Annotated in this window: 18 protein-coding genes; 13 read left to right on the top strand and 5 right to left on the bottom strand. The window is 59.5% G+C overall.

Annotation, left to right across the window (positions count from 1 at the left end):
* The first annotated feature begins 129 nt into the window (after nucleotides 1-129).
* On the top strand, nucleotides 130-459 hold the full coding sequence (locus AC193Q_RS16080) for a PA4575 family protein (RefSeq protein WP_047296668.1): 330 nt from the start codon (nucleotides 130-132) through the stop codon (nucleotides 457-459).
* 6 nt (nucleotides 460-465) lie between these two features.
* Here the strand turns inward: AC193Q_RS16080 and AC193Q_RS16075 are convergent, their stop codons facing one another.
* Complete coding sequence (locus AC193Q_RS16075) at nucleotides 466-2,298, bottom strand: hypothetical protein (protein ID WP_483878603.1); 1,833 nt, start codon at nucleotides 2,296-2,298, stop codon at nucleotides 466-468.
* A gap of 174 nt (nucleotides 2,299-2,472) precedes the next feature.
* Here AC193Q_RS16075 and AC193Q_RS16070 point away from each other — a divergent pair, with 174 nt between their 5' ends.
* The 3 genes from AC193Q_RS16070 (at nucleotide 2,473) to bamJ (ending at nucleotide 4,143) form a co-directional block, all read left to right on the top strand.
* Nucleotides 2,473-2,961: a TIGR00645 family protein gene (locus AC193Q_RS16070; RefSeq protein WP_007963798.1), complete on the top strand. Its 489-nt coding sequence runs from the start codon at nucleotides 2,473-2,475 to the stop codon at nucleotides 2,959-2,961.
* 136 nt (nucleotides 2,962-3,097) lie between these two features.
* Nucleotides 3,098-3,403: a DUF6482 family protein gene (locus AC193Q_RS16065; protein WP_027612827.1), complete on the top strand. Its 306-nt coding sequence runs from the start codon at nucleotides 3,098-3,100 to the stop codon at nucleotides 3,401-3,403.
* A 122-nt stretch (nucleotides 3,404-3,525) separates the two neighbouring features.
* Nucleotides 3,526-4,143: a BamJ family beta-barrel-assembly machinery protein gene (gene bamJ / locus AC193Q_RS16060; RefSeq protein WP_047296663.1), complete on the top strand. Its 618-nt coding sequence runs from the start codon at nucleotides 3,526-3,528 to the stop codon at nucleotides 4,141-4,143.
* A 135-nt stretch (nucleotides 4,144-4,278) separates the two neighbouring features.
* Here bamJ and AC193Q_RS16055 read toward each other — a convergent pair whose 3' ends face one another.
* The 3 genes from AC193Q_RS16055 to AC193Q_RS16045 form a co-directional block, all read right to left on the bottom strand.
* Nucleotides 4,279-4,536 carry a PA4570 family protein gene (locus AC193Q_RS16055; protein ID WP_008078558.1) on the bottom strand — a complete coding sequence of 86 codons (258 nt, stop codon included), beginning with the start codon at nucleotides 4,534-4,536 and terminating at the stop codon, nucleotides 4,279-4,281.
* A 206-nt stretch (nucleotides 4,537-4,742) separates the two neighbouring features.
* Entirely contained in the window at nucleotides 4,743-5,084 is a 342-nt protein-coding gene (locus AC193Q_RS16050; protein WP_041065279.1) for a zinc ribbon domain-containing protein YjdM, read from the bottom strand.
* A 159-nt stretch (nucleotides 5,085-5,243) separates the two neighbouring features.
* Nucleotides 5,244-6,212 carry a polyprenyl synthetase family protein gene (locus AC193Q_RS16045; RefSeq protein WP_047296661.1) on the bottom strand — a complete coding sequence of 323 codons (969 nt, stop codon included), beginning with the start codon at nucleotides 6,210-6,212 and terminating at the stop codon, nucleotides 5,244-5,246.
* A gap of 241 nt (nucleotides 6,213-6,453) precedes the next feature.
* On the opposite strand from AC193Q_RS16045, the gene rplU reads away from it, so the two are divergent.
* The 5 genes from rplU (at nucleotide 6,454) to AC193Q_RS16020 (ending at nucleotide 10,198) form a co-directional block, all read left to right on the top strand.
* Entirely contained in the window at nucleotides 6,454-6,765 is a 312-nt protein-coding gene (gene rplU / locus AC193Q_RS16040) for a 50S ribosomal protein L21 (RefSeq protein ID WP_003228361.1), read from the top strand.
* A gap of 35 nt (nucleotides 6,766-6,800) precedes the next feature.
* Nucleotides 6,801-7,058, top strand: coding sequence for a 50S ribosomal protein L27 (gene rpmA, locus AC193Q_RS16035; protein ID WP_003228360.1), 258 nt, complete (start codon nucleotides 6,801-6,803; stop codon nucleotides 7,056-7,058).
* 194 nt (nucleotides 7,059-7,252) lie between these two features.
* Nucleotides 7,253-8,476 (top strand): Obg family GTPase CgtA, encoded by a 1,224-nt coding sequence (cgtA, locus tag AC193Q_RS16030; RefSeq protein WP_041065287.1) that lies wholly within the window; start codon nucleotides 7,253-7,255, stop codon nucleotides 8,474-8,476.
* Nucleotides 8,477-8,599: 123 nt separating this feature from the next.
* Complete coding sequence (gene proB, locus AC193Q_RS16025; RefSeq protein WP_041065290.1) at nucleotides 8,600-9,718, top strand: glutamate 5-kinase; 1,119 nt, start codon at nucleotides 8,600-8,602, stop codon at nucleotides 9,716-9,718.
* A gap of 12 nt (nucleotides 9,719-9,730) precedes the next feature.
* Entirely contained in the window at nucleotides 9,731-10,198 is a 468-nt protein-coding gene (locus tag AC193Q_RS16020; RefSeq protein ID WP_003228353.1) for a CreA family protein, read from the top strand.
* 121 nt (nucleotides 10,199-10,319) lie between these two features.
* On the opposite strand, the gene rpsT is transcribed toward AC193Q_RS16020, so the two are convergent.
* Nucleotides 10,320-10,592, bottom strand: a complete 273-nt coding sequence (gene rpsT / locus AC193Q_RS16015) for a 30S ribosomal protein S20 (protein WP_003228351.1) — start codon at nucleotides 10,590-10,592, stop codon at nucleotides 10,320-10,322.
* A gap of 252 nt (nucleotides 10,593-10,844) precedes the next feature.
* On the opposite strand from rpsT, the gene murJ reads away from it, so the two are divergent.
* The 4 genes from murJ to lspA all read left to right on the top strand — a co-directional run bounded on the left by murJ (nucleotide 10,845) and on the right by lspA (nucleotide 16,801).
* Nucleotides 10,845-12,383: a murein biosynthesis integral membrane protein MurJ gene (murJ, locus tag AC193Q_RS16010; protein WP_483878602.1), complete on the top strand. Its 1,539-nt coding sequence runs from the start codon at nucleotides 10,845-10,847 to the stop codon at nucleotides 12,381-12,383.
* Between the two features lie 129 nt (nucleotides 12,384-12,512).
* Nucleotides 12,513-13,451: a bifunctional riboflavin kinase/FAD synthetase gene (gene ribF / locus AC193Q_RS16005; RefSeq protein WP_003228347.1), complete on the top strand. Its 939-nt coding sequence runs from the start codon at nucleotides 12,513-12,515 to the stop codon at nucleotides 13,449-13,451.
* Between the two features lie 13 nt (nucleotides 13,452-13,464).
* A complete protein-coding gene (ileS, locus tag AC193Q_RS16000) occupies nucleotides 13,465-16,296 on the top strand; it encodes an isoleucine--tRNA ligase (RefSeq protein ID WP_483878601.1) in 2,832 nt (943 codons plus the stop codon).
* Nucleotides 16,289-16,801, top strand: coding sequence for a signal peptidase II (gene lspA, locus AC193Q_RS15995; RefSeq protein ID WP_041065299.1), 513 nt, complete (start codon nucleotides 16,289-16,291; stop codon nucleotides 16,799-16,801). Before ileS ends, lspA begins: the two co-directional genes overlap by 8 nt.
* The last annotated feature ends 2 nt before the right edge of the window (nucleotides 16,802-16,803 follow it).

The raw sequence follows: 16,803 nt of genomic DNA, 5'->3' as shown, positions 1-16,803 counted from the left end.
CTTCTGGTTCTATCCGGCTTGCGCGGCGGACTTTTCTTCTATTCTCAGCTCAAGGACATCGACAGTATCACTGGATCGAAACAGCCTTCGCGTGAAGGCTGAATACAGGTTTTACCGAGGGTCGCCGCCATGTCGCGCAACCTCTGCCTCACCCGTCAATGCCTGGGTCTTGTGACCCGTATCGAATGCGCCATCAAACCCCTGGCCGGCGATAACGGCATGTGGACCTTGCTCTTCGCCGCCGGCATGGCCGGCGAACAACCCTCCGCCATCAAGGCCCAGGGCCCGTTTCACGGGCCGGTCGCCGCCGAGTCGATTCTCGACACCATTGTGGAAAGCCTGACGATGCACGGCTACGAACTGGCCAACGATCCGCAGATCTGGAGCCTGCACCTGCAGGCACAGCTGCGCCAGATCAACGGTGGCCGTGGACGTCCGGTCGGCGTGTTCGACCATTAGGCGCAATCACCGCGCCGTGTCGGGCAACGGCGCCTTGTCGAGCTTGACCTCAAACCCGTATTGCACGGTATTGAGTTCAGTTCGTTGATAGGTCTCCACCTGCGTTGGACGGCCATAGAAGTAATGCACGCCGAACAGCGCCGGGCCTTGCGCACTCGCGTCGTGGCTGACCGAGAGAATCTGTTTCAGGTAGTTGCCGCTGTCGTCCTTGACGAAGAAACGCCAGGCGTTGGCCGGGAACCGTTTCAGGTCCACCACCAGAGTGTTGTTCTTGATCTCCAAGCCTTTGGGCAGGGCCTTGGTGTCGTAGGTTTTCTTGTCGACGCTCGCCAGAAACAGCGGCATCGAACCCACAGCAATTGCCGGAGTTTCCGGGAACAGGTTCAAATCGTAAGTGATGGTCGCTTGCAGCGGATCGACCTGATAGGCCTCGGCTGGCAGTTCGATCGGCTCGTCGAGTTTGCCGCTGCGTTTCTCGGTGAAGAACGTCACCGGGCTTTCTCCCGGGCTGAAATCATCGCCGAGCAATTCATCGTTGAAGGTACGCCGGTGGGAGAACTCGATGCGCGCGGCGCTCGGATCCTCCACGGACTGATGGATGCGGATGCCGGCCTTCAACGCTTCCTCGGTCAGGCTCGCGCCCTTGAGCCAGTTCGGCGCCAGATCGTCATAGACCACTACGTCCGGGTTCAGCGGCTGGATGGTTTTGTCCGTGGTGTGCTGATTGAAGGTGCGCACCGGCAGATCCAGCGCCTTGCGGGTCACGGTCGCCGATGAGAAATCCAGCACGCTGACTTCGAGGGTGTCGACGGGGCCGTTGAAGTAGACCTTGTTATAGCGGCGCGGATGCTGCTGTGCGAAGGCCTGCTGTTCGTCCTCAAGCTGTTTTTCCAGCGCCTCGCTCCAGGTTTTCTGCTGTTGCAGATGTGCCAGTTGTTTCTCGTAGAAGGCGACTTGTGCCGGGCTCTCATTGATTGAGCCGGCGCGCACCAGGTATTGCCCGGTGGTGTCGCGGGCCTGAACGATCAACGGATTGAGCTGCGCACCCTCGACCTCTGGGGCCAATGGCAGGCTGTTGCTGAATTCGATTTCGGCGTAGTTTTTTGCAAGCTTCAGCAGGGTAACGCTGAGGTTGTCGTCGGTACGGGTCTGGCCGACATCCTTCTGACTCAGGTTGAAGCTGAACAGGCGGCGCGGCGTGATGACTTCGACGTTACCCTGCAGGCTCACTGGCTGCGGTTGTGTCTTCTTGTCGACGTCCAGCCCCTCGATGAAAGGGTAGGTCACCGTCAGGTCATCGGGGTTGTTGACATTGGAACTGGACGGGCTCAACTGAATGCCGGGATCGGTTTCCGACCATTCCGGCTGATAGGTGATCACGCGCTTGTTGCTCAGGGTCACCGACTGCCATTCCACGCCATGCGGAAACAGAAAACCACCGGGAATGTTCAGGTTGAACGGGAACACCGGCTGCAGGTCGGTGAGGTAGTCGGAGCTGGCGTCTTTGTGCAGCACGAACAGTCCGTTGATGAATGTATCGACCAGCGCCTGCGGTGAAGGGTAGTGCTTGAGGATGCCGAGGGTGTCTTCGCCGTAGACGGTTTTCAGGGGAGGGCTGTCGAGCTTGAGTTGCGCGCGTTCGAGCAACAGCAGCGAACCGCCGAGTTCGGTCACGGCATCCTTGAGCTTCGGATCGGTGATGGCGTCCAGTGAATGTTCGAAGGTTTCCGTCTTCGCGTCGAGGCTGACCGAGGGTTTTTTCTCTTCGCCGGGAGAGCAGCCGCCCAGCAGCAGAGCGAGGCAAATCCCGGCAGTTTTCAACGGCAATCGCACATGCATTTCCAGTCGTCCTGTCCACTTTCGCTAGGCGGTCAATGGTTTGGACAGTAGCAGAAAAAAAATCATACACACACGCAGGTTGCGCTGACTGGAGGGGCGAGCCGGGCCGTTTCTGGCTGTCACGGTCGGCTGGTATACTCGCCGCCGATTTCAATCCTTATTGTGTGAGAGTCAATGGAACGCTTTATCGAAAATGCAATGTACGCCACGCGCTGGCTGCTGGCGCCGATCTATATCGGGCTGTCCCTCGGGCTGCTGGCGCTGGCATTGAAATTCTTCCAGGAAGTGTTTCATGTCATTCCCAACGTGTTCTCCATGGCCGAATCGGATCTGATCCTGGTGCTGCTGTCGTTGATCGACATGGCGCTGGTGGGCGGTTTGCTGGTGATGGTGATGATTTCCGGCTACGAGAACTTCGTGTCCGAGCTGAACATCGACGAAGGCAAAGAGAAGCTCAGCTGGCTGGGCACCATGGACTCCTCGTCGCTGAAGATGAAAGTGGCGGCGTCGATCGTGGCGATTTCCTCGATCCACCTGCTGCGGATCTTCATGGACGCCAAGAACGTCGATCCCGAGCACCTGATGTGGTACGTGATCATCCACATGACCTTCGTGATCTCGGCGTTTGCGATGGGCTATCTGGACAAGCTCACCAAGCACTGATCATTGATTGCTCGCTGCAAACGACACCGCCCGTCTGTTGCGAAACAGACGGGCGGTGTCGTTTGTGGCTTGTGCTTTGGTGCGCGCGGGCATATCCCTGTAAAGGTCCTGGCTCGCCATCGCACGAGGTGCCTTCATGAACCTGCAAGAGTTGAATGCGTTTGCCATCGCCAGAAAGGTCGATGAGCTGAACCTGATCTCCATGGAGGGCGGGATTTATCTGCTCGAAGCGCGGATGCATGGCGCCGCGTATCCGTTGAGTGATCTCAAGGGCGAGATGCTGCAGCTGCGTTCGGTGGAGCACGCGCGGGATTTGCTGCATAACTTCCCGGTGCTGCCGTTCAACCTCGTACATACCTCGGTGCACGATGAAATGTGCGGCCTGGGCGGCAGCGTCGATGAAAGCCTGAAAGTGCCGCTGGCGTGGCGCTCGGCCCTGTAGGCGTTGCGCGCCATCGCTGGGCATCTGTGCTAGTCTGCTCGCCCTTTTAGGTTCCGGGCGCGCCGGGACGCGCTGTGCACGCACGGCAAGTCTTGCGGCCGTCCGCACAGCGGAGCAGTGTCATGTCCGAAGTAAATCTGTCCACCGACGAAACCCGCGTCAGCTACGGCATTGGCCGTCAGCTGGGCGACCAGCTGCGCGACAACCCGCCACCGGGTGTCAGCCTGGACGCCATCCTGGCCGGTCTGACCGACGCATTCGCCGGCAAGCCAAGCCGTGTCGATCAGGAAGCCATGTCCGCCAGCTTCAAGGTGATCCGCGAGATCATGCAAGCCGAAGCCGCCGCCAAAGCTGAAGCGGCTGCTGGCGAAGGTCGTGCGTTCCTGGCTGAAAACGCCAAGAAAGACGGCATCACCACCCTGGCTTCCGGTCTGCAATTCGAAGTGCTGACCCAGGGCGAAGGCGCCAAGCCATCCCGTGAAGACACCGTGCGTACTCACTACCACGGCATGCTGATCGACGGCACCGTGTTCGACAGCTCCTACGATCGTGGCCAGCCAGCAGAGTTTCCGGTGGGCGGCGTGATCGCCGGCTGGACCGAAGCCCTGCAACTGATGAACGCCGGCAGCAAATGGCGCCTGTACGTGCCGAGCGAACTGGCTTACGGCGCTCAAGGCGTTGGCAGCATCCCGCCGCACAGCGTTCTGGTATTCGACGTCGAGCTGCTGGACGTTCTGTAATGCCTGGCCTGTCCCGGTGACAGGTCAATAATGTGGGAGCGGGCTTGCTCGCGAAGGCGTCCTTTCAGGCAATCATCCGTGCCTGACACACCGCTTTCGCCAGCAGGCTGGCTCCCACAGTTTTTTCCGCGCTACTCATATTTCGATCTTGTGATGCAGCTCATGGGTCGGGCGCAACGCCCGGGCATAGCAGAACAGGAACAGATTGCGCACCAGCTCCTTGAGCACCAGCGGCTCGCTGGAATTCAGGCTGCTGACGTCCAGGTCGCCCTGATCCTGCAGCTCATGCAGGGCTTCTTCTTCCAGAACCGCACAGACTTCGCCGGTTTCCCGATGCAGGATCCTGAGGTACGGGTGTGGGCGATCCAGCCAGGCATCGATCAAATAAGTCATGGGTCTCATCTCCTTGAAAGGTTTCAATGAGAATAATTCTTATTCGTCAAATAGCAAGTGCCTATTGGCGGAATGCGATTTTTTCCGGGTAAAGATTGCGTAAGGTCAAAACGGCTGGCGTCTGGCTATTACGCGAGTATGCGGGAGCAAAGCAGGAGAGGTCGGAGCTCCATCCCACGGCGGGCGCGGGATGGATGACAAGCGGATCAGACCTTTCTGACGAACTCGGACTTGAGTTTCATCGGGCCAATGCCGTCGATCTTGCAGTCGATGTCGTGGTCGCCATCGCACAGGCGGATGTTCTTGACCTTGGTGCCGACCTTGACCACCAGCGAGGTGCCCTTGACCTTCAGGTCCTTGATCACGGTGATGGTGTCGCCGTCCTGCAGGACGTTGCCGACCGAATCTTTCTTCACGGCATCATCGGACGCCACTTCGGTTTCGCCGTTGGCCGACCACTCGTGGGCGCACTCAGGGCAGATCAGCTGGGCACCGTCTTCGTAGGTGTATTCGGAATTGCATTTCGGGCAGGGTGGCAACGTGCTCACTAAGGCTCCTTGGGATGTGGATCGCTAAAAGTCGCACATTGTATAAGGTTTTAGCCTTTGATGGAGCCAAAAGCAGAAGATCGCAGCCTTCGGCAGCGCCTACAGGTGATTGATGTAAGAGCTGCCGAAGGCTGCGATCTTTTGATCTGCCTGGCGAATTCAGTGCGTGCGGGCGACCGCAAACTCGCTCAGCTCTACCAGTGCATCGCGGTATTCGCTGGCCGGCAGCGCGTCGAGGCACTTGATCGCACGGGCCACGTAGTCACGGGCCAGTTGCGCGGTGTACTCCAGCGAACCCGAGGCTTCCACGGCGATGCGGATGCTTTCGAGGTCTTCGATTCCGCCTTTCTGGATCGCCTGGCGTACCAGGGCAGCCTGTTCTGGCGTGCCTTCGCGCATGGTAAAGATCAGCGGCAGGGTTGGTTTGCCCTCGGCCAGATCGTCACCGACGTTCTTGCCCAGGGTCTCGGCGTCGCCCTTGTAGTCCAGCAAGTCGTCGACCAGTTGGAACGCCACGCCGAGGTGATCGCCGAAGGTGCGCAGGGCTTCGCTCTGCTCGGCGGTGGCACCGGCCAGTGCGGCAGCGCTGTGGGTCGAGGCTTCGAAGAGCATCGCGGTCTTGCCGCGGATGACTTCCATGTAGGTTTCTTCGGTGGTGCTGGCGTCGCGCACCTTGGACAGTTGCAGCACTTCGCCTTCGGCGATGATGCGCGTGGCCTGGGACAGGATCTTCATCACCGGCATCGAGCCCAGTTCGACCATCATTTCGAACGAGCGCGAGTACAGGAAATCGCCGACCAGCACGCTCGGAGCGTTGCCCCACATGGCGTTGGCGGTTGAGCGGCCACGGCGCATGCCGGACATGTCGACCACGTCGTCATGCAGCAGGGTCGCGGTGTGCAGGAATTCGATGGTGGCGGCCAGCAGGCGCAGGTCGTCGCCTTCGCGACCGAGGGCCTTGCCGCACAGCAGCACCAATAAAGGACGCAGGCGTTTGCCGCCGGCCGAGGTGATGTAATCGCCGATTTTCGATACCAGCGGCACTCGGGAAGTCAGCTGCTTCTTGATGATGCCGTCGACGGCGCTAAAATCGTCCGCCACCGCGCGGTAGAAAGCTTGGGGTTGCATCAGCGACAGTTGCTCCAGAAGGGTTGCGCGGCATGCTAGGACCCCCACCGGGGCCTGTCAAGGCGCGATGGACGGCCTCTTGCGTGACTCTCGATGCTTGCGTACAATCGCGCACCCTGAACTTCCTGGGCAGCACCTGCCTTACGCAATTGCACTTGGGCCGTTCCAGCCCCATGCAGCCATGCCAGCCAATACCTCTTCTTATAAAGAGCTGGGTGAGCAGGATTATCGGAGAAATACCATGTACGCAGTAATCGTTACCGGCGGTAAGCAATACAAGGTCGCTGAAGGTGAATACCTGAAGATCGAAAAACTGGAAGTCGCTACTGGCGAATCCGTGACTTTTGACCGCGTTCTGCTGGTCGCCAATGGCGACGACGTGAACATCGGCGCACCTGTTGTTGCTGGCGCAACCGTCAAGGCTGAAGTGATCTCCCAAGGTCGTCACGATAAAGTCCGCATCATCAAGTTCCGTCGCCGTAAGCACCACATGAAGCGTATGGGCCACCGCCAGTGGTTCACCGAGATCAAAATCACCGGTATTCAGGCTTAATTACAGCCTAATTCCTCACTAGGAGAATTGAACTCATGGCACACAAAAAAGCTGGTGGTAGTACCCGTAACGGTCGCGACTCAGAAGCCAAACGCCTTGGCGTGAAGATGTATGGCGGCCAGGTCATCAAGGCCGGCAACATCATCGTGCGTCAGCGCGGCACCCAATTCCACGCTGGCTACGGCGTTGGCATGGGTAAAGATCACACCCTGTTCGCGAAAATCGAAGGCGTGATCAAGTTTGAAGTAAAAGGCGCCTTCGGTCGTCGTTACGTGAGCGTTGTCGCGGCTTAATCGCGAGATCGCTGGAAGAGCCCTGTCTTGCGACGGGGCTTTTTCGTTTGTGGGGTGAGTCTCTTGCAAAACTGTTTGTATGGGCTGTCGGCGTGCGATGCAGGTCGTGTTTTGGGGTCGCTGCGCTCATTTTTGCAAGAGTCTTATGTCTTGATTGTTTTTCGGCTCGTCCGTATGGCGAGAGGCGTTGAGTTATGAAGTTTGTAGACGAAGTATCGATCCGCGTAAAAGCTGGCGACGGCGGCAATGGCTGCATGAGTTTCCGTCGGGAAAAATTCATTGAAAACGGCGGCCCGAACGGCGGTGACGGCGGTGACGGCGGTTCCATCTACATGATGGCCGACGAAAACCTCAACACCCTGGTCGACTACCGTTACACCCGGCACTTCGATGCCGAGCGTGGCTCCAACGGCGGCAGCACCGATTGCACTGGCAAGAAGGGTGAAGACCTGATCCTGCGCGTGCCGGTCGGTACCACCGTGATCGACTCGGCCACCCAGGAAGTGATTGGCGACCTGACCAAGGCTGGCCAGAAACTGATGGTGGTGCAGGGCGGCTGGCACGGTCTGGGTAACACCCGTTTCAAATCCAGTACCAACCGTGCGCCGCGCCAGACGACGCCGGGCAAGCCGGGTGAGCAGCGCGACCTGAAACTGGAAATGAAAGTGCTGGCCGACGTGGGTCTGCTGGGCTTGCCGAACGCCGGTAAAAGTACCTTTATCCGTTCGGTGTCGGCGGCCAAGCCGAAAGTTGCCGACTACCCGTTCACCACGCTGGTGCCGAACCTGGGTGTGGTCAGCGTCGACCGCTGGAAAAGTTTCGTCATCGCCGACATTCCGGGGCTGATCGAAGGCGCTTCCGACGGTGCCGGTCTGGGCATTCGCTTCCTCAAGCACCTGGCGCGTACGCGTCTGTTGCTGCACCTCGTCGACATGGCGCCGCTGGATGACAGTAGTGCACCGGACGCGGCTGAAGTGATCGTCAATGAGCTGGTCAAATTCAGTCCTTCGCTGGCTGAGCGTGATCGCTGGCTGGTGCTGAACAAATGCGACCAGATCCTTGAGGAAGAGCACGAAGAGCGCGTCAAGGAAATCGTTGATCGCCTGCAGTGGGAAGGTCCGGTCTACGTGATCTCGGCCATCGCCAAAGAAGGCACTGAGCGTCTGACGCGCGACATCATGCGTTACCTGGAAGACCGTGCCGATCGTCTCGCTAACGACCCGGCGTACAAGGAAGAGCTGGCCGATCTCGATCAGCGTATCGAAGACGAAGCCCGTGCACAGTTGCAGGCACTGGACGACAAGCGTGCCCTGCGCCGCAGCGGCGTGAAGTCGGTCCACGACATCGGCGACGATGACTGGGACGAAGAAGATGTGGATGATGAAGACGGTCCGGAAATCATTTACGTGCGCGACTGATTCGTTGCAGTAAACTTAAGCGCCGCTCAATCGAGCGGCGTTTTAGTATCTGGAAATCGCAAGTCACAAATAACGACATGGGCGGCGCTGGGTCGCGCTGCCCTCAAGCTAAGGTTGAAGATGATGCGGAGCAAGGTGACAGGTGCGCAGCGTTGGGTCGTGAAGATCGGCAGCGCTTTGCTGACAGCTGATGGCAAAGGGCTGGATCGCGCGGCAATGAGTGTCTGGGTCGAGCAGATGGTGGCCTTGCATGAGGCGGGTGTCGAGCTGGTGCTGGTGTCTTCCGGTGCTGTGGCTGCCGGCATGAGCCGTCTCGGATGGACCGCGCGACCCAGTGCGATGCACGAGCTCCAGGCTGCCGCGGCAATCGGTCAGATGGGGCTGGTGCAGGCCTGGGAATCGAGCTTTGCCGAGCATGGTCGGCACACGGCGCAGATTCTCCTGACCCATGACGACCTGTCCGACCGCAAGCGTTACCTGAATGCCCGCAGCACCCTGCGTGCGCTGGTCGAGCTGAAGGTCATTCCGGTGATCAACGAAAACGACACCGTGGTCACCGACGAAATCCGTTTCGGTGACAACGACACGCTGGCGGCGCTGGTGGCCAATCTGGTGGAGGCGGATCTGCTGGTAATCCTCACCGATCGCGACGGCATGTTCGATGCCGATCCGCGCAACAACCCTGATGCGCAACTGATTTACGAAGCGCGTGCCGATGATCCGACCCTGGATGCGGTGGCGGGCGGCACCGGCGGCGCGCTGGGGCGTGGCGGCATGCAGACCAAGCTGCGTGCGGCGCGTCTGGCGGCGCGTTCCGGGGCGCATACCATCATCGTCGGTGGGCGTCTGGAGCGAGTGCTTGATCGTTTGAAGGCGGGTGAGCGCATCGGCACGCTGCTGTCGCCTGAGCGCGGCATGCTGGCAGCGCGCAAGCAATGGCTGGCGGGGCATCTGCAGACTCGCGGCACGCTGGTGCTGGACGAAGGTGCGGTGTCGGCATTGTCGCAGGGCCACAAGAGCCTGTTGCCGGTCGGGGTGAAGCTGGTCCAGGGCAGTTTTCGCCGGGGCGAAATGGTGGTCTGCGTGGCGCCTGATGGTCGCGAGATTGCCCGTGGCCTGGCCAACTACAGTGCGCTTGAGGCGCAAAAAATCATCGGTCAGTCGTCGGATGCGATTGTCGGCGTGCTGGGCTACATGGCTGAGCCGGAACTGGTTCACCGTGACAACCTGATTCTGGTCTGAGGGAAATTACGCATGCGCATGGCAAAAGGATTGTTGGGGTTGTTGATGGCGTTGCCATTACTGGCTTCGGCGGAGGAAATCGGTCAGGTGTCGACGGTATTCAAGTTCGTCGGCCCGAATGACCGAATCGTAGTCGAGGCTTTCGATGATCCGAAAGTCGACGGCGTGACCTGCTACCTGTCTCGCGCCAAGACGGGTGGGGTGAAGGGTGGTCTGGGGCTGGCCGAGGACCGCGCCGAGGCGTCGATTGCCTGCCGTCAGGTTGGCCCGATCAAGTTCAAGGGCGAGCTGAAGGATGGCGACGAGGTGTTCAAGGAGCGCACGTCGCTGGTGTTCAAGACCATGCAGGTGGTGCGTTTCCTCGACAAGAAGCGCAACACGCTGGTGTACCTGGTCTACAGCGATCGCGTGATCGAAGGGAGTCCGCAGAATGCGGTAACCGCAATTCCGATCGTGCCGTGGGTGCCGGTGCAGCAGTAACAGCGCAAAACCAATTGCAGGGGTGAGCTTGCTCGCTCCTGCATTTTTTTTGCTCTGCGTTTATCAAATCACGGGCAATAAAAAACCGACCCTAGGGTCGGTTTTTTAATGACTACGTCGATTAGGCAGCTTCTTTCAGTGCCTTGACGTGGCCATTCAGACGGCTCTTATGACGAGCAGCCTTGTTCTTGTGGATGATGCCTTTATCGGCCATACGGTCGATAACTGGCACAGCCAGAACGTATGCAGCTTGAGCTTTTTCAGCGTCTTTTGCGTCGATGGCTTTAACTACATTCTTGATGTAGGTACGAACCATGGAACGCAGGCTGGCGTTGTGGCTGCGACGCTTCTCAGCCTGTTTTGCACGTTTTTTGGCGGAAGGTGAGTTGGCCACCGTCGAGCTCCTCGAAAGACTTTTTAGGAAATAGCAAACAAAATAGGCCGCGAATCATGCCGATGAAGAGAAGTCTTGTCAAGGGCGCTTGAAACGTTCCGCTAAGTGGTAGGTATGAAGAGGCGGGATATTTATTTCCGGCGCTTGACCTGTAAACTCGCGAGCTTTGGCTCTGTGCTGTTGCGGCGCGGAGTATCGCACAAGTGGGCGCATTGTTCGCCTGCTGTTTATCGACAGGCACTAATTTCCTCAATGAATCTGCTCAAATCGTTGGCCGCTGTCAGCTCTATCACGATGCTTTCCCGGATTCTGGGGTTCGTCCGTGACACGCTCATCGCTCGCACCTTCGGCGCCGGAATGGCGACGGACGCCTTTTTCATTGCCTTCAAATTGCCCAACCTGTTGCGACGAATCTTCGCCGAGGGGGCGTTCTCGCAGGCTTTCGTACCGATTCTGGCCGAATACAAAAGCCAAAAGGGCGAAGAGGCGACTCGCACCTTTATCGCTTACGTTTCCGGCCTGCTGACCCTGGTGCTGGCGCTGGTTACCGCGCTGGGGATGATCGCTGCACCGTGGGTAATCTGGGCCACGGCTCCCGGTTTTACCGACACGCCGGAAAAATTCCAGCTCACCTCTGATCTGTTGCGGGTGACGTTCCCTTATATATTGCTGATCTCCCTGTCATCGCTGGCCGGGGCGATTCTCAATACCTGGAACCGTTTTTCGGTGCCGGCCTTCGTGCCGACCTTGCTTAACGTCAGCATGATCGTGTTCTCGCTGTTCCTGACGCCCTATTTCGATCCGCCGGTGATGGCCCTCGGCTGGGCGGTACTGGTCGGTGGTCTGGCGCAGTTGCTCTATCAACTGCCGCACTTGAAAAAGATCGGCATGCTGGTGCTGCCACGCCTGAACCTGCGTGATACCGGCGTCTGGCGAGTGATGAAACAGATGTTGCCGGCGATTATTGGCGTCTCGGTGAGTCAGATTTCGCTGATCATCAACACCATTTTCGCTTCGTTCCTGGTGGCCGGGTCGGTGTCGTGGATGTATTACGCTGACCGTTTGATGGAGCTGCCGTCCGGCGTGCTCGGAGTGGCGCTGGGCACGATTCTGCTGCCGACATTGGCCAAGACCTATGCGAGCAAGGATCGCCACGAGTATTCGCGGATCCTCGACTGGGGCCTGCGCCTGTGCTTTGTGCTGGTGCTGCCGTGTGCATTGGCGCTGGGGATTCTCGCCGAACCGCTGACCGTTTCCCTGTTCCAGTACGGGCAATTCAGCGCGTTCGATGCGTCCATGACCCAGCGTGCGCTGATTGCCTATTCTGTCGGTCTGCTTGGAATTATCGTGATCAAAGTGCTGGTGCCGGGCTTTTATGCGCAACAGAACATCCGCACTCCGGTGAAAATCGCAATCTTCACACTGGTGTGCACGCAATTGTTCAACCTGATGCTGATCGGCCCGCTGGCTCACGCCGGTCTGGCGCTGGCGATCAGTGCCGGAGCCTGCCTCAATGCCGGGTTGCTGTTCTATCAACTGCGCAAGCAAAAGATGTATCAGCCGCAACCGGGCTGGTACACGTTCGGTTTCAAGTTGGTGGTAGCGGTGGCGGTGATGTCGGCAGTTCTGTTGCTGGGCATGCATTTCATGCCGGCCTGGGATCAGGGGCACATGCTGGAGCGCTTCCTGCGTCTGGGGGCGCTGGTGGTTGCCGGTGTGGTGGCGTATTTCGGTATGTTGCTGCTGCTCGGTTTCCGCCTGCGTGACTTCAATCGCAAGGCTTTGAGCTGAGGTTTCAGCCTTTAAATACGGGCGCGGGCCGGCAGTTTTGTCGGCTCGAGCACTTTGCGTTACGGTGTTGCCTGTCGTCGACCGTCGGGTGTGGTTATAATCGACCACTTTATGAGCAAGAAGCGCGTTATGCAGCTGGTTCGAGGCCTCCACAACTTGCGCCCCCAGCATCGGGGCTGCGTCGCCACTATTGGCAACTTTGACGGTGTTCACCGTGGTCACCAGGCTATCCTGGCCCGGCTGCGTGAGCGTGCGCTTGAGTTGGGCGTACCCAGCTGCGTGGTAATTTTCGAGCCGCAGCCCCGGGAGTTCTTTGCCCCGGAGACCGCGCCGGCACGTCTGGCCCGCTTGCGCGACAAATTGCAGCTGCTGGCTGCCGAAGGTGTCGACCGCGTGTTGTGCCTGGCATTCAACCAGCGCCTGAGCAAGCTCAGCGCCAGTGAGTTCGTCGATACTATTTTGGTGGACGGCCTCGGCGTGCAGCATCTGGAAGTCGGCGACGATTTCCGCTTTGGCTGCGATCGCCTTGGCGATTTCGATTTTCTGCTGCAGGCTGGCCAGGTCCACGGTTTTACCGTGGAAGCCGCGCAAACCGTCGAGCTGGATGGCATTCGCGTCAGCAGCACCCAGGTGCGCAATGCGTTGGCCGCCGCCGATTTTGCCTTGGCCGAACGCTTGCTCGGCCGTCCTTACCGGATTGCCGGTCGCGTGCTGCATGGTCAGAAACTGGCCCGGCAACTGGGTACGCCCACTGCCAACATTCAACTCAAGCGTCGTCGCGTGCCGTTCACCGGGGTTTACCTGGTGGATGTGGACATCGACGGCAAGACCTGGCCAGGCGTCGCCAACATCGGCGTGCGGCCCACGGTCCAAGGTGACGGCAAAGCCCACCTTGAAGTTCATCTACTGGATTTTGCCGGCGATCTGTATGACCGGCGTCTGACGGTGGTTTTCCACCAAAAGCTGCGTGAAGAGCAGCGTTTCGCCTCCCTGGAGGCACTGAAAACGGCGATCAACGCGGATGTCGCCGCCGCCCGTGCACTAGCCGCACCTAGCGCCCATCGCTAATGAAGAGCCTTAAATGACCGACTATAAAGCCACGCTAAACCTTCCGGACACCGCCTTCCCAATGAAGGCCGGCCTGCCACAGCGCGAACCGCAGATTCTGCAGCGCTGGGACAGTATTGGCCTGTACGGAAAGTTGCGCGAGATTGGCAAGGATCGTCCGAAGTTCGTCCTGCACGACGGCCCTCCGTACGCCAACGGCACGATCCACATCGGTCACGCACTGAACAAGATTCTCAAGGACATGATCATCCGCTCGAAAACCCTGTCGGGTTTCGACGCGCCGTATGTTCCGGGTTGGGACTGCCATGGCCTGCCGATCGAGCACAAGGTTGAAGTGACCCACGGCAAGAACCTGGGCGCGGACAAGACCCGCGAGCTGTGCCGTGCCTACGCCACCGAGCAGATCGAAGGGCAGAAGACCGAGTTCATCCGTCTCGGCGTCCTCGGCGATTTCGCCAACCCGTACAAGACCATGGACTTCAAGAACGAGGCCGGTGAAATCCGCGCCCTCGCCGAAATCGTCAAGGGCGGTTTCGTGTTCAAGGGCCTCAAGCCGGTGAACTGGTGCTTCGATTGCGGTTCGGCCCTGGCCGAAGCGGAAGTCGAGTACGAGAACAAAAAGTCCTCGACCATCGACGTGGCGTTCCCGATCGCCGACGAAGCCAAGCTGGCCGCCGCGTTCGGTCTGCCGTCGCTGGGCAAGCCTGCCTCGATCGTGATCTGGACCACCACCCCGTGGACCATTCCGGCCAACCAGGCGCTGAACGTTCATCCTGAGTTCAACTACGCGCTGGTGGATATCGGCGACAAGCTGCTGGTCCTGGCTGAAGAGCTGGTTGAATCCTGCCTGACCCGTTACGGCGTTGAAGGCACCGTACTGGCCACTGCGCCAGGTTCGGCGCTGGAACTGATCAATTTCCGTCACCCGTTTTACGACCGCCTGTCGCCGGTGTACCTGGCCGACTACGTCGAACTGGGCGCTGGCACCGGTGTGGTTCACTCTGCTCCGGCCTACGGTGTGGACGACTTCGTGACCTGCAAGAAATACGGCATGGTCAACGATGACATCCTCAACCCGGTGCAAAGCAACGGCGTGTACGTGCCGTCGCTGGAATTCTTCGGCGGCCAGTTCATCTGGAAGGCCAACCCGGCCATCGTCGACAAACTGACCGAAGTCGGTGCGCTGATGCACACCACCGTCATCGAACACAGCTACATGCACTGCTGGCGCCACAAGACCCCGCTGATCTACCGCGCCACCGCGCAGTGGTTCATCGGCATGGACAAAGAGCCTGTGTCCGGTGACACCCTGCGTCAGCGCTCGCTCAAAGCCATTGAAGACACCAAATTCGTGCCGGCCTGGGGCCAGGCGCGCCTGCACTCGATGATCGCCAACCGTCCGGACTGGTGCATCTCCCGTCAGCGCAACTGGGGCGTGCCGATCCCGTTCTTCCTGAACAAGGAAAGCGGCGAATTGCACCCACGTACCGTGGAGCTGATGGAAGAAGTCGCCAAACGCGTCGAAGTCGAAGGTATCGAAGCCTGGTTCAAACTCGACGCCGCCGAACTGCTGGGCGATGAAGCCCCGCAATACGACAAGATCAGCGACACCCTCGACGTCTGGTTCGACTCGGGCACCACCCACTGGCACGTCCTGCGCGGCTCGCACCCGATGGGCCACGAGAGCGGCCCGCGCGCCGACCTGTACCTGGAAGGTTCCGACCAGCACCGCGGCTGGTTCCACTCCTCGCTGCTGACCGGTTGCGCCATCGACAACCACGCGCCGTACCGCGAACTGCTGACCCACGGTTTCACCGTCGATGAATCCGGGCGCAAGATGTCCAAGTCGCTTGGCAACGTGATCGCGCCGCAGAAGGTCAACGACACCCTGGGCGCCGACATCATGCGTCTGTGGGTCGCGTCGACCGACTACTCCGGCGAAATGGCCGTGTCCGAGCAGATCCTGCAGCGCAGCGCGGACGCCTATCGTCGCATCCGTAACACCGCGCGCTTCCTGCTTTCCAACCTGACCGGTTTCAACCCGGCCACCGACCTGCTGCCGGCTGAAGACATGCTGGCGCTGGATCGCTGGGCGGTGGATCGCACGCTGCTGCTGCAACGTGAATTGCAGGAGCACTACGGCGAATACCGCTTCTGGAACGTTTACTCGAAGATCCACAACTTCTGCGTGCAGGAGCTGGGTGGTTTCTATCTCGACATCATCAAGGACCGCCAGTACACCACCGGCGCCGACAGCAAGGCACGCCGCTCGTGCCAGACCGCGCTGTTCCACATCTCCGAAGCGCTGGTGCGCTGGATCGCGCCGATCCTCGCGTTCACCGCTGACGAGCTGTGGCAGTACCTGCCGGGCGAGCGCAACGAATCGGTGATGCTCAATACCTGGTACGAAGGTCTGACCGAGCTGCCGGAAGGCTTCGAGCTGGGTCGCGCCTACTGGGATCGCATCATGGAAGTGAAGGTGGCAGTCAACAAAGAGATGGAAATCCAGCGTGCGGCCAAAGCCGTCGGTGGCAACCTGCAAGCAGAAGTGACGCTGTTCGCCGAAGACGCGCTGAGCGCCGACCTGGCGAAGCTGAGCAACGAGCTGCGCTTTGTGCTGATCACCTCGACTGCCAGCGTGGCACCTTTCGTTCAGGCTCCTGCGGACGCGGTAGCCACCGAAGTCAGCGGCCTGAAACTGAAGATCGTCAAATCGGCCTTCCCGAAATGCGCCCGTTGCTGGCACTGCCGTGAAGACGTCGGTGTGAACCCGGAACATCCGGAAATCTGCGGCCGTTGCGTGGACAACATCGATGGCGCCGGCGAGGTTCGTCACTATGCCTAACGCCGTTGGCCGTTTCGGACGGTTGGGCTGGCTCTGGTTGAGCTTGCTGGTTCTGGTCATCGACCAGGCCAGCAAGTTCTACTTCGAAGGCAAGCTCGAAATGTTCCAGCAGATCGTGATCATTCCCGATTACTTCAGCTGGACCCTGGCCTACAACACCGGCGCGGCGTTCAGCTTCCTGGCTGACAGCTCCGGCTGGCAGCGCTGGCTGTTTGCCTTGATCGCGATCGTGGTCAGTGCGGTGCTGGTGGTCTGGCTCAAGCGTCTGGGCCGCAACGATACCTGGCTGGCCGTCGCTCTGGCGCTGGTGCTGGGCGGTGCGCTGGGCAATCTGTATGACCGCATTGCCCTGGGCCATGTGATCGACTTCATTCTGGTGCACTGGCAGAACCGCTGGTACTTCCCGGCGTTCAACTTCGCCGACAGCGCTATCACCGTGGGTGCGGTGATGCTGGCACTGGACATGTTCAAATCGAAGAAAACCGGAGAAGCCGTTCATGACTGAAC

Source organism: Pseudomonas sp. F2, from assembly GCF_057174385.1.
The sequence above is the reverse complement of the archived record's forward strand: the minus strand, read 5'-3'. Positions and strand labels throughout refer to the sequence as shown.